The sequence below is a fragment of the Roseovarius sp. BRH_c41 genome (genome assembly GCF_000961715.1).
GTDB lineage: Bacteria > Pseudomonadota > Alphaproteobacteria > Rhodobacterales > Rhodobacteraceae > Roseovarius.
In genome coordinates this window covers 112788-124754 of sequence record NZ_LADY01000050.1, presented here as the reverse complement: position 1 = coordinate 124754, position 11967 = coordinate 112788, and the positions used below count along the sequence as shown (strand labels likewise).

Genomic DNA, 11967 nt, shown 5'->3' with positions numbered 1-11967 from the left:
TTTCGCTGCGCGATGCACGAAGGTCCGTTGTTCCCTTTTTTCAGGGTGGACTAACCTTCGAGAAGTGCGTCAATCACCGCACATTCTGGTGCGGCGTCGCCTGTACATCGAGCGACGGTTTCCGACAGGACACGTTCGATCCGCGTGAGATCGGCTATTTTCGCCTGCACATCTTCAAGATGCGTCTCAGCAACGGTCTGGACCTGAGCGCAGGTTTGAGACCGGTCATCGACCAACCCGAGCAGCCCGCGAATTTCTTCCAGGGAGAAACCGAGATCGCGGGACCGCATGACGAACTTCAACCGTTTGACATGAATATCATCATAGCTTCGATACCCTTTTGCGGTGCGCGGTGGGTCGGGCATGATACCGACCGTCTCGTAGTAGCGGATGGTTTCGAGATTGCAGCCCGTGGCCCGTGCTAGATCGACCCGCCGGAGTGCTTTCACGCTTCTGTTATCCATTATCCGCAGAAATCCCTTGAGCCTGTATCAACTACAGACCGTAGAACGATGGAAAGAACAGAACAAGGGCGATTCGATGGAGCAAAGTATTTCAGACCATAAATCCGGCCACGTGCGTCAGGTTGGCGATGACAGCGCGAAAGGCTGGGGTGCGACCGGCTTCGGCGTTCTCGGTGCGTTGGCGATGACCTCGTGCTGTATTCTGCCGCTTGTGCTGGTGAGTTTCGGCGTGACTGGCGTCTTCATCGCGCAGCTCGGGGCGTTCTATGCCTACAAATGGTACACTTTCGCGCTAAGTGCCGCGTTTCTCGGATACGGGTTCTACAAGGCATACAAGCCGGTGAATACGGACGCCTGCGCCGATGGCACCTGTGCCCGGCCAATCAACCGGACTGTGATGCGGGTGACACTTTGGGCCGCCGCCGCAATCGTCGCGGTAGCGATGGCCTTTCCCTACATCACGCCCTTCATTCTGAAATTCTAAACAAGGAACAAAATCATGAAACACGTACTGTTATCGTCAACGCTGGCCATTGCTGCGTTTGCCCCAGCGGCTTTTGCCGAAGAGCGCACCGTCGAGATTGCAGTCGGCGAACTGACCTGCCCCTCCTGTTCGTTCATCGTTGCCAGTTCGATGCGCGGCGTTCCATCGGTCCAGATCGACGACTTCGTTGACGGTCCCGAGTATGGACAGGGCGTTTACAGTGTCACCTTCGATGATGCCGAGACCAGCGTGGACAGCATCATCGATGCAGTGGCGGCAAATGGCTACCCCGCCCAGGCTCTGCCGGACACGGCGTCCTAACCACGGGGAAATTTGCAATGCGTGACAACCTTATGGGCGGGCTACTGGGTTTCGGAGTTGCGACTCCGGTCGTGATCGTGTGCTGCGGTGGCGGCACAGCTCTGCTTGCTGCGGCGTTCGGCGGCCTCGCAGCGTGGATGTCGGGGCTTGGCTGGATAGCCGTCGCACTGGTTGTGGCGCTCGCCTTCCTTGTCGTTCGTGAATTCCGGCGGTCCGCCAATGGCCGCACCTCGATTTCCAATCATTCTCCAGAAAGAAAGAGCGCTACTTGACCCAGAACATTGAGAACCCCGACCGCTTGCTAAAATGGGGGCTGGGTGGCGCACTCTTTGCGGCCCTGTGCTGCTTCACACCCCTCCTGGTCGTCGTTGTGGCCGGTGTCGGCCTGTCGGCTTTGACCGGTTGGCTCGACTACGCGCTGTTCCCGCTTTTGTTCTTTTGCCTTGCCGTCGTGGCGCAAGCGCTCTGGCTGCGCGCCGGGCGCGTGGGGCCGAACCCGAAACTCTGGGCGACGGCGATTGCCGCTGCTCTGTCGATCCTCATCATCTGGATCGAGTTCCGTTTCGCGCTGCGCATTACGGTCGGCGCTTTCGTGGCTGTCGGCGTCTACGCTTTCTACCTCAATAAAATGAAATCCAAGGAAGCGACACAATGATGATGGGATCTTGCACAGGGATTGGCATGTTCTTCGGAATGCTTGGCATGCTGACACCGCTCATAGCCATTGGTGCGATCATTTATCTGGTCGTTGCCAAACGAAAAAACTCTGATCTGCACGAGGCGCGCTGAAATGAAAGATATCAACAAGAATGATGATGGAAATGGCGGATACGACCTTATCGTCATCGGCGCAGGCTCGGCGGGTTTCTCCGCTTCAATCACCGCTGCTGACGCGGGAAAACGTGTCGCACTTGTCGGGCATGGCACCATCGGCGGCACCTGCGTGAACGTCGGCTGTGTGCCGTCCAAGGCAATGATCCGCGCCGCTGAGGCGATCCATGGCGCACATGCCGCCAAGCGGTTTCCTGGCCTGTCCGGTCACGCACAACTCGATGACTGGCACACGCTGATCGAGTCGAAAGACGATCTGGTCGCGACCTTGCGTCAGAAGAAATACGCAGACCTGCTGCCGGAATACGCGGGTGTCGATTATATCGATACTGGTCCGGCGCGGCTGATCGAGGGTGGCGTCATCGTCGGGGGTCGCACGTTGACCGCAATGAAAATGATCATTGCAACCGGTGGTCATCCGGTCCTGCCGACGATTGACGGAATCGAGGAGGTCGGCGCACTCGATAGCACCAGCTTGCTGGAGCTTGAAACCCTGCCGGAAAGTCTGATTTTTATCGGGGCGGGCTACATCGGGGCGGAACTGGCGCAGATGATGAGCCGGATGGGCGTGAAGGTCACGCTGGTGACACGGTCACACCTGCTTCCCGGTGCCGAACCGGAAGTGTCCGGGGCTTTGACGGACGCTTTTGCCGCCGAGGGGATCACCCTGCTGACCGGCCTGAGTTATGAGAACGTCAGACGTGACGCGTCGGGCGTGACCTTGCGGGTTATGCAGGGCGGCGAGCCTGTCGAGGTCACGGCGGATCATCTTGTTTCGACCGCAGGTCGGCGTGCCAATACCGACAGTATGGGTTTGGACGAGGTCGGCGTGAAAACCGACGCGCGCGGGTCCATCGTCATCGGCGACGACATGCAGACGTCGGTGCCCGGCATCTATGCGGCGGGCGACGTGACAGACCGCGACCAGTTCGTCTATATGGCAGCCTACGGGGCAAAATTGGCTGTGAAGAACGCCGTTCTGGGCGATGATCAGCGCTATGACAATTCTGCCATGCCCTGGGTCGTGTTCTCCGATCCACAGATTGCCGGGGTCGGGCTGAGCGAGCAACAGGCTCGCGACGCAGGGTTCGACGTGAAGACTTCGGTCGTGCCACTCGATCAGGTCCCGCGCGCTCTTGCCGCCCGCGACACACGTGGATTGATCAAGCTTGTGGCGGATAAGAAAACCGACAAACTGCTTGGTGGCCAAATCATCGCACCCGAAGGATCGGACACGATCCAGACACTGGTCATGGCGTTGAAGTTCGGCATGACGACCAAAGACTTGGGCGCAACGATCTTTCCCTATCTGACGACGGTCGAGGGCCTGAAATTGGCCGCGCAGACTTTCGATATGGACGTGGCAAAACTTAGCTGCTGCGCCGGATAAAGACACGTAAGAAGGATCTAAATATGAGTGAGACGTATGACCTGATCGTTATCGGGGCGGGCATGGCCGGGGTTGCGGCGGCGAACAAATGCGGTGCGGCAGGCTGGCGCGTGGCCATCGTGGATGCGCTGCCCTACGGCGGCACCTGCGCCTTGCGTGGTTGCGATCCTAAGAAAATATTGCGGCGTGGCGCTGAAATCGTCGATGCCGCACGGTTGATGGACGGCAAAGGGATCGATCCCAGCGGACTAAAGATCAACTGGTCCGATCTGATGGCTCACAAACGTGGTTTTACCGATCCGGTGCCGGACAAGATGGAAAAGGGTCTGACCGGAAACGGCGTCGAGACGTTGCACGGTGCCGCGCGGTTCACCGGTGCCAACGCGCTCGAAGTTGACGGGCAGTCCTATCAATCGAAACGTTTCCTTATCGCCGCTGGAGCGATCCCGAGACCTGTCACCTTCGCCGGTGCCGATCTGATGATCGACAGCACGGATTTTCTCAATCTTGAGGCTTTGCCCAAGCGTATCCTGTTTGTCGGTGGCGGCTTCGTATCTTTTGAGTTTGCGCATATCGCCGCACGTGCTGGGGCCGAGCCTGTCATCGTAGATCGCGGTGCCCGCCCGCTGAACGCTTTTGACCCTGATCTGGTCGAGATGCTGATCGCGCGCAGTGCCGCTGTTGGTGTGGACCTGCAACGAGAAACCGAAATCGTCTCGATCACAACCTCCGGTGCGGGTTTTGCCGTTGAAGTGAAGACAGGCGACAACACAACGACCATTGAGACCGATCTGGTCGTGCATGGCGCGGGTCGCATCGCCGCTCTTGCCGATCTGAACCTTGAGGCCGCCGATGTCGCGTATGGCGACAAGGGCATCGTTGTGGCTCCGCATCTGCAAAGTACGACGAACGCCGCCGTCTTTGCAGCTGGAGATTCCGCCGATACCAAGGGAATGCCGCTGACGCCCGTTGCCGTGATCGAAGGTAAGGTCGCGGCCTCGAACATGCTCAAGGATCAGAAGATCTTGCCGGATTATTCCGGCATCCCGACCGCAGTGTTTACGGTACCCGAACTGGCCCGCGTCGGCATGTTGGAGGCTGAAGCCAAAGAGGCCGGTTATGATGTCGATGTCCGGTTCACTGATACGGGCGGCTGGTATTCCAACTACCGAATTGGAGAAAAATCCGCCGCCGCAAAGGTGTTGGTGGATAGGTCGGACGGCAAGTTGCTCGGCGCACACCTATTCGGACCGGAATATGGTGAGTTGATCAACTTTTTCGGCTTGGCGATGAAGTTGGGACTGACCGCAAAGCAGCTCAAGTCGATGACCGCCGTCTATCCCAGCGTCGGATCGGATTTGGGCTCGCTGCTCTGATTTGAAAGTTGGCGGAACCCACTGAACGCGCGGTCAAATACAAATGCCTGCTTGGCATCAAGAACAGCGCTTGACCTTATGGTTGGTGGAAGGCCCATCATCAAACTTATCATACAATGAAAGACATTTATGGATCTCACCTATCAGGCCCTGTTGCTTGCATTTGGCCTTGGCCTGCTCGGTTTCATCGAACCCTGCACGATCGGCGCTCACATGTTGTTTCTGGGAGGCCAGAGGTCTCGCCCGATGGGGCAGCGGTTCGGCGCGGCGATGACCTTTCTTCTGGCCAGGCTCGTCGTGATGGGGGGATTTGGCGGGATGATCGTCGTGCTGGGCCAACGCCTTATCGGTGTACAGACTGGCGCGTGGCTCATTTTTGGTGCAATTTACCTCGGCCTTGGTCTTGCGATCTTCGCGGGGTGGGACAAATCGATGCGCCGCCGCATTGGATTCGCGCCGGAGCGCTGGAAGGCGGCATCCAACCCGCTCGTTCAGGGGTTGGCGTTCGGACTTAACATTCCGGCCTGCGCAGCCCCAATCCTGTTTGGATTGATGGGTGCCGCAACTGTAAGCGGGTCGGCCATGACCGGGTTTGTGATGATGGCGGTCTTCGCCTTCGCGCTGTCGCTCCCGTTGTTGCCACTCTCTATTGTTCCCAGCCTTGCCAGGCCCCTTGATCGGCTTGCCGATTGGCTGCGACCGCGTCGTTGGCTATTGGGCGCGATCTTCGTCGGGCTTGGCATCTGGTCTGTTTGGTTTGGTCTGTTTGTCGAGCCCATCAATTGGAGCGGGATATGACGCCTCGCCGTCGCTTCTGGCACGTAGCTGGCGCAGGCACCGCGTTCCAGGCAGGATCGGCGGCGGTGGACAGCGCAACGGTGATGTCGGCGCTGGTTTATCAACTTACTGGAAGTTCGGTCGCCGTAGGCGCGGTGTCTACGATTTTGCGCCTCGGCTGGCTTCTGCCCCAACTCTTCGTTGGCTACTTCGCCGGTCGCGGTGCGTCTTCAATGCCATTCTATGTCGTCGGTGCGTTTGGACGGACGGCGGCCATTGCAATCCTCGCAATTGTTCTCTGGATTGGCGCGACCGCTGGTTGGGCTCATGTCACACTCGGTGCCGCGACCCTTGGACTTTGGGTTCTTTACGCTTTCCTCAGCGGCATCGTCGGTGTTCCTTACAATGATATCGTTGCCCGATCCGTCCCGTCAGAACACCGGAGCAGGATGCTTTCGATCCGCTTCTTCGGCGGAGGGGTCATAGCGCTTTTCGTCGCGGCGTTGGCAGACAGGCTGTTGCGGACGCTTGAATTTCCAGCATCCTATGCCGCCGTGCTGGGGATCGCGGCGATCCTGATGTTGCTTTCGTCATTCATCTTCACCGTGATGGGCGAGCCTGAGCGAAATACACCCCTCAAAGTGGCCGGGAGTTTTACCGCCTACCTGCGTGAGGGTGCTGTGACCTTCCGAGAAGACCCAGTGTTCCGCCGCTTCGTTTTTGCGCAATGGTGCGGAGGTGCAGTTCTCATCGCAGCGCCGTTCTTTATCGTCGCCGCCGACAAGCTTGGGGTGGGGTTTGAAAACGTAGCACTTCTGCTCGGTGCCCAGACCATCGGGGCCCTCGTGGGCAATCCACTTTGGGGCTGGTGGGGCGATAGCCGGGGCAAACTGAGCCTGATGCGCGGGATCGCAGTTGCCCGCACCGCACCGCCAATCGCCCTTCTGGTTCTTTTGCTCATACCCGTTCCGGCGGAGGCACTCGTACCAATCCTGCTTGTCGTATTCTTCGTTCTCGGCGCATTAATGAATGGGCTGACGATTGCCGTCATCGGGCTGCTGATGGAGATCTCGCCGGACGACCAACGTCCAGCCTATAGCGGGTATTTCAACGCGCTTACGGCACCCGCTTTCGTTCTCCCGCTCGTCGGAGGCTTTGCCGTCGCCGCACTGGGAACATGGATAGTCTTCGCGACTGCTCTGTTAGCGGCATTTGGACAAGCCATCATTCTCGCGCGAATGGATGTTAAGGAATAGACCCGATTGCTTGGATACGTAAGTCTGACCCAATGAAAACAATTCTGATTTACTTCGTGGCCGCGCTGGCCGAAATCGCCGGATGTTTTGCCTTCTGGGCTTGGTTTCGGCTGGACAAGAGCGTGTTCTGGGTGGTGCCGGGGATGCTGTCCCTCGCGGCTTTTGCATGGCTTTTGACCCTCAGTCCGGCTGACCAGGCGGGACGCGCCTATGCTGTTTACGGGGGCATCTACATCGTATCGTCCCTGTTGTGGCTATGGGGTGTGGAAGGCCATCGCCCTGATCAATTGGATGTTATCGGAGCGGTAATTTGCCTTGTCGGTGCAGGTATTATTCTCTGGGCACCGCGCAGTATTAGAGAGGCGGCCGCAGACGGGGTGAAGCGCTGAAACGTTCGATTAGATCGCCTTCTGCTTCACGCGTTCCAACAGATCGGCTGCGCTTTCCTTCCGCTCGCGGCAGCGATCAAGCAGGTTTTCTACCGCCCTCGAAAGCAGCCATACATCCTTTGTGCAGCATCGGTCAAAGTGGGCTCCTAGCGGCCGGTCGCCGCGCGCCGCCTCAATGTCGGCTTTATTGATCAACAAGTTCGGCGGTTTTGCTGCGTGGCTTTCTCTTTGTTGCTGAGGAGGGCGGATTGCGTTGACGGCCCGCCCTTCTTAATAGCTTTTGGGCCGGATCCCCTGAAAAGCGAAAGCGGGCTTTTTGTCCTTTGGAACTCAGACCCTGATCCAAAGGAAACCCCCATGACCAAGCCCAATCCGGCAAACCCGGCATTCCCAATCTCCGACACTGATCTCGTCTCTGCCATCGCGCAGATCGGCGCGGAGGTCGACCACCAACCCCTGCGCAGCTCAGCGCTCGCGCGCATCATGCGCGAGACGTTTCATGGCAGCGATGCCGGCGGTGCCTGGGACTGGCGCATGGCATATGACCTGATGCAGGCCGCGGCTGTCCAGGTGCTGCTGCGTGGGGACGGCGCGGCAGGTGACATGGCCGCTGCAAAGCTGCTTGCCTCACGGCTCCTGACGGAAACGCGCCGGTCAGAGCAGCAAATCCGGCTCCAGCAGTTTTCCACGCCGCTGGCATTCGCGGCGCTGGTCTTACGGGCGGCGGCGATCCGCAAGGGCGAGACCGTGCTGGAACCCTCGGCTGGCACTGGTGCCCTGGCCGCTTTCGCTGCCCGGGCCGGTGCCACGCTTGTGCTCAATGAAATCGACCCCTTTCGCCAGCGCCTCCTGCGCGCGGTTTTCGGCGGCGAGGTCACAGGCCATGACGGCGAGCATATCGATGATCTGCTGCAAACGCCGGTTCTACCCGACGTCGTGGTGATGAATCCGCCCTTCGCCTCCTCGGTCGATCGCGCCCGGGACAAACACATCGCCGCCAAGCATCTCATCGCGGCTGCAAAGCGTCTGGCACCCGGCGGGCGGCTTGTGGCGATCATGCCGCCGGGGTTCACGCCCGAACGCGATGCCGCGCATTGGTCCCGCGCCTGCGGTCTCCTGACGCCACGATTGGCGCTGACGATGCCGGGGCAGGTCTACCGCAAGCTCGGCACCTCTGTCGAAACCCAGCTCATGGTCTTCGACAAGGTGCAGGAGGACGGCGAAATGATCCGCGTCCCTGTGCGGGATCTGGATGAAGCCTTGGCATATGTCGATGCTGTGGCCGCAACACGGACCGAGATGAGCCCGGCCCAACGGGTTGAAGCGATCCCTCATGCTCGGCCGACCGTTCGATCATCTGTCCCGCGCAAGACCGCTGCCGGTGTTATCACCGCCCCCACAGCCAGGGCCAATGCCGTTGTCCCGCTAGTTTTCACGAGCCTTGATATCCCGCGCGACAACATGCCGATCTCGGACATCTATGCGCGCTACCGTCCGCAGCGGATCGAGATCGCGGGTGCGCAGGAACATCCCACGCCGCTGGTCGAAAGCATCGCCATGGCCTCGGTTGCCCCGCCCATGCCCTCAAACACGGGCAGTGATGACTTGCGCCTGCCCGCACGGTTGATCGAGGAGGGACATCTCTCCGAGGCGCAGCTCGAGACCATCATCATGGCGCATGATGCCCATGGGCGTGATCTGCCCGGTCGGTTTACCATCGATGACGACCAGACCAAGCCGACGCGCGCCGATGATGATCCAGACGCACGGGCCTATCGCCTTGGTTATTTCCTCGGCGACGGCACCGGTTGCGGCAAGGGCCGCGAATGCGCGGGGCTCATTCTCGTGAACTGGCTTTCCGGGCGCAGGAAGGCGATCTGGGTTTCCAAATCCGCCACGCTTATCGAGGACGCCATCCGCGACTGGACCGATCTCGGCGGCTCGCCAGCCGACATCCAGCCGCTCTCCAAATGGAAACCGGACCAGCCCGTCCCGATGGGCGACGGGATCCTCTTCGTCACCTACGCCACGCTGCGGTCCGCGGGCAAATGCGGCACCACGCGGCTCAGCCAGATTCTCGACTGGATGGGCGGAGACTTTGATGGCGTGCTGGCTTTTGATGAAGCCCATGCCATGCAGAACGCGGCTGGGTCCGAGCAGGGCAGGGGGGTCAAACCCTCCCAGCAGGGCCTTGCGGGCCTGCGTCTGCAACTCGCCGCACCCCGCGCTCGCGTCTTCTACATCTCGGCTACCGGCGCCACGAGCGTGCACAACCTGGCCTATGCCGCGCGTCTCGGTCTCTGGGGGCAGGGGCCCGAATACCCATGTCCAAGCCGCGAGAGCTTCGTCTCGGCGATGGAGGCGGGCGGTGTCGCGGCGATGGAAGTGGTCGCCCGTGATCTCAAGACGCTCGGGCTCTACACGGCGCGCGCCCTCAGTTTTGATGGGGTGGAGTATGACGTGCTCGAACACGCGCTCACTCCGGCCCAGATCGAGATCTACGACGCATACGCGGCTTCGTTTCGGACGATCCACCACAATCTCGAAGCCGCGCTGACGGCGACCGGCGTCAACGACGCCTCTGGCGAGACCAATGCCTCGGCCGCTCGCGCCTCGGCCAAGTCCCGCTTCGAGAGCACGAAGCAGCGTTTCTTCAACCATCTCCTGATGGGCATGAAGGCCCCGACCATCATCCGCGCGATCGAGGATGATCTGGCGGCGGGCAACGCCTGCGTCATCCAGGTGGTTTCGACAGGCGAGAGCCTGCTGAAACGCCGGCTTGAAACGATGGACCCCGAGGATGAGCTCGTTGAGGGTGCCTTGACGCCGCGTGATTATGTGCTTGGCTACCTCGAACAGGCCTTCCCAATCCATGCGCAAAAGCTGGTCGAGATCGACGGCAATATGGTGGCCGAGCCGCTCCGCGATGAAACTGGCGCGCTGGTCGTCTCGCGCGAGGCGCTCGCTCTGCGTGACGCGGCCATGATGGAGCTAATGACGCTGGCCCCGATCCCCGCAGCGCTCGACCAGATCCTCTGGGCCTTTAGCGACGAGGCCGTCGCAGAAGTCACGGGCCGATCGATCCGGCCCCTCAAGGCCGAGGACGGCCATCTCTTCATCGAAAAGCGCGCCGCCAGCAGCAATTCCTCCGAGACCCAGGCCTTCATGGACGGCGAAAAGGATATCCTGATCTTCTCCGATGCGGGCGGGACGGGCCGTTCCTATCATGCCGCAAAGACGGCGAAAAACCAGAAGCGGCGGCGGCACTACCTGCTGGAACCCGGCTGGCGCGCCGATGCGGCAATCCAGGGGCTTGGGCGCACCCATCGCTCGGCCCAGGTCAGCGCGCCTTTCTTCCGGGTCTGCACCTCGGATGTGCATGGCGAGAAGCGTTTCACCTCGACGATAGCCAAGCGCCTCGACCAGCTGGGGGCCCTGACCAAGGGCCAGCGCGAGACCGGCTCGCAGGGCATGTTCCGTGAGGAGGACAATCTCGAAAGCCCGATCGCCCGGTCTGCGCTGCGTGGGTATTTCGCCGATCTTGCCGCCGGGCGCGCTGAGGCGATGAGCTACGAGAGTTTCACCGATTGGACAGCCCTGCGGCTGATCGACAAGGACGGGGTGCTGCTCGAAGAGCTGCCGCCGATCCAGCGGTTTCTCAACCGGGTTCTGGCCCTGCCCATCCATATGCAGAACGCGCTCTTTGCCGAGTTCATGCGCCGGATCGCTGATCAGACCGAACGGGCGCGCGCGGCGGGCACACTCGATCTCGGCGTGGAAACCCTGCGCGGCGAAAAGATCGAACAGGTCTCCACAGAGGATCTCTGGACCTGCCCGAAATCCGGCGCCGTGACGCGGATCATCGGGCTCGAGGTGACGGACCCGGTCCATGTCTTGGGCGCTGAAGAGGCCATATCGCGCAATCCGGATAAGCTGCCGATGGTCAATCGCGCCTCCGGTCGCGCGGCGCTCATCTCGGCACGCCCGATGCAGATGTATGACGAAGACATCGTCACGCTGATGCGCAAGGTTGTGCGGCCAAACGGGTCGAGCTACCTGGAGGAGGCGCGGTTCACGTCTTCGGCCTGGGAAGACATCGAAAGGCCCGAGTTTGCAAAGCTTTGGGATGCCGAGGCAGCGTCCCTGCCAAAAACCACCACAACCAAGCTCTACCTGCTGACCGGGCTCTTGTTGCCGATCTGGAAGGACATTCCGACCACCAATGAACGCATCTACCGGGTCACGCCTGACGGGGCGACGGCGATGATCGGGCGCACGCTGAGCGAGGAAGGGGCGGCAGCGCTGCGCGCCCGCTTCCTCGTGTCCAACCCGCAAACAGCGCAGGAGATGCTGACCGCCGCCCTCGGCACCACCGCACCTGTCGATCTGGGCCGGGGTCTCACCCTGACCCGTCGCCGGGTCGCAGGCGAGATGCGCCTTGAGTTGGGCGGTGCGGATCGGGGCATGATCGACGGCCTCAAGGCCCTCGGCTGCTTCACCGAGATCATCGCCTTCCAGTTGCGGGTGTTCCTGCCGCACGGAGACGGGATCGACACAGCCGGCATTCTGGCTCTGATCGTCGGGCAGGGAGCCGCCAGAGCGGCAGAACAAGCCGCCTGAAAAGTCAAAGCGGGCTTCCGGTCGGGCGTCGCGGATCTGGGTTTCACCGGTCTGCGCTT

At 60.7% G+C, this 11967-nt stretch carries 12 protein-coding genes; 11 read left to right on the top strand and 1 reads right to left on the bottom strand.

Going from position 1 to position 11967, the window contains the following annotated elements; genetic code table 11:
• Positions 1–50: 50 nt before the first annotated feature.
• Complete coding sequence (locus VR71_RS14940) at positions 51–464, bottom strand: helix-turn-helix domain-containing protein (RefSeq protein WP_172794922.1); 414 nt, start codon at positions 462–464, stop codon at positions 51–53.
• A gap of 76 nt (positions 465–540) precedes the next feature.
• Here VR71_RS14940 and VR71_RS14935 point away from each other — a divergent pair, with 76 nt between their 5' ends.
• The 11 genes from VR71_RS14935 to VR71_RS14885 all read left to right on the top strand — a co-directional run bounded on the left by VR71_RS14935 (position 541) and on the right by VR71_RS14885 (position 11908).
• Positions 541–948 (top strand): mercuric transporter MerT family protein, encoded by a 408-nt coding sequence (locus VR71_RS14935; protein WP_045685390.1) that lies wholly within the window; start codon positions 541–543, stop codon positions 946–948.
• A 15-nt stretch (positions 949–963) separates the two neighbouring features.
• A complete protein-coding gene (locus VR71_RS14930) occupies positions 964–1269 on the top strand; it encodes a heavy-metal-associated domain-containing protein (RefSeq protein WP_037275594.1) in 306 nt (101 codons plus the stop codon).
• Positions 1270–1286: 17 nt separating this feature from the next.
• Positions 1287–1541 (top strand): hypothetical protein, encoded by a 255-nt coding sequence (locus VR71_RS14925; protein WP_045685387.1) that lies wholly within the window; start codon positions 1287–1289, stop codon positions 1539–1541.
• A complete protein-coding gene (merF, locus tag VR71_RS14920; protein ID WP_037275593.1) occupies positions 1538–1924 on the top strand; it encodes a mercury resistance system transport protein MerF in 387 nt (128 codons plus the stop codon). Before VR71_RS14925 ends, merF begins: the two co-directional genes overlap by 4 nt.
• Positions 1921–2058: a hypothetical protein gene (locus tag VR71_RS25110; protein ID WP_157057501.1), complete on the top strand. Its 138-nt coding sequence runs from the start codon at positions 1921–1923 to the stop codon at positions 2056–2058. Before merF ends, VR71_RS25110 begins: the two co-directional genes overlap by 4 nt.
• A gap of 1 nt (position 2059) precedes the next feature.
• A complete protein-coding gene (merA, locus tag VR71_RS14915) occupies positions 2060–3490 on the top strand; it encodes a mercury(II) reductase (RefSeq protein ID WP_037275592.1) in 1431 nt (476 codons plus the stop codon).
• Positions 3491–3513: 23 nt separating this feature from the next.
• The gene (locus VR71_RS14910; protein ID WP_037275590.1) at positions 3514–4866 is read left to right on the top strand and encodes an NAD(P)/FAD-dependent oxidoreductase; all 1353 of its coding nucleotides are present in this window, start codon (positions 3514–3516) and stop codon (positions 4864–4866) included.
• Positions 4867–4995: 129 nt separating this feature from the next.
• Positions 4996–5664, top strand: coding sequence for a cytochrome c biogenesis protein CcdA (locus tag VR71_RS14905; RefSeq protein WP_037275588.1), 669 nt, complete (start codon positions 4996–4998; stop codon positions 5662–5664).
• Positions 5661–6899 carry an MFS transporter gene (locus tag VR71_RS14900; RefSeq protein ID WP_037275586.1) on the top strand — a complete coding sequence of 413 codons (1239 nt, stop codon included), beginning with the start codon at positions 5661–5663 and terminating at the stop codon, positions 6897–6899. Before VR71_RS14905 ends, VR71_RS14900 begins: the two co-directional genes overlap by 4 nt.
• Positions 6900–6931: 32 nt before the next feature.
• A complete protein-coding gene (locus VR71_RS14895) occupies positions 6932–7288 on the top strand; it encodes a YnfA family protein (protein ID WP_037275584.1) in 357 nt (118 codons plus the stop codon).
• Between the two features lie 357 nt (positions 7289–7645).
• A complete protein-coding gene (locus VR71_RS14885) occupies positions 7646–11908 on the top strand; it encodes a strawberry notch family protein (protein WP_045685377.1) in 4263 nt (1420 codons plus the stop codon).
• The last annotated feature ends 59 nt before the right edge of the window (positions 11909–11967 follow it).

Bases quoted from the DNA above. Each gene is read 5' to 3' on its own strand.
- VR71_RS14940 (WP_172794922.1), bottom strand. From the start codon at position 464: ATGGATAACAGAAGCGTGAAAGCACTCCGGCGGGTCGATCTAGCACGG.
- VR71_RS14935 (WP_045685390.1), top strand. From the start codon at position 541: ATGGAGCAAAGTATTTCAGACCATAAATCCGGCCACGTGCGTCAGGTT.
- VR71_RS14930 (WP_037275594.1), top strand. From the start codon at position 964: ATGAAACACGTACTGTTATCGTCAACGCTGGCCATTGCTGCGTTTGCC.
- VR71_RS14925 (WP_045685387.1), top strand. From the start codon at position 1,287: ATGCGTGACAACCTTATGGGCGGGCTACTGGGTTTCGGAGTTGCGACT.
- VR71_RS25110 (WP_157057501.1), top strand. From the start codon at position 1,921: ATGATGATGGGATCTTGCACAGGGATTGGCATGTTCTTCGGAATGCTT.
- merA (WP_037275592.1), top strand. From the start codon at position 2,060: ATGAAAGATATCAACAAGAATGATGATGGAAATGGCGGATACGACCTT.
- VR71_RS14910 (WP_037275590.1), top strand. From the start codon at position 3,514: ATGAGTGAGACGTATGACCTGATCGTTATCGGGGCGGGCATGGCCGGG.
- VR71_RS14905 (WP_037275588.1), top strand. From the start codon at position 4,996: ATGGATCTCACCTATCAGGCCCTGTTGCTTGCATTTGGCCTTGGCCTG.
- VR71_RS14900 (WP_037275586.1), top strand. From the start codon at position 5,661: ATGACGCCTCGCCGTCGCTTCTGGCACGTAGCTGGCGCAGGCACCGCG.
- VR71_RS14895 (WP_037275584.1), top strand. From the start codon at position 6,932: ATGAAAACAATTCTGATTTACTTCGTGGCCGCGCTGGCCGAAATCGCC.
- VR71_RS14885 (WP_045685377.1), top strand. From the start codon at position 7,646: ATGACCAAGCCCAATCCGGCAAACCCGGCATTCCCAATCTCCGACACT.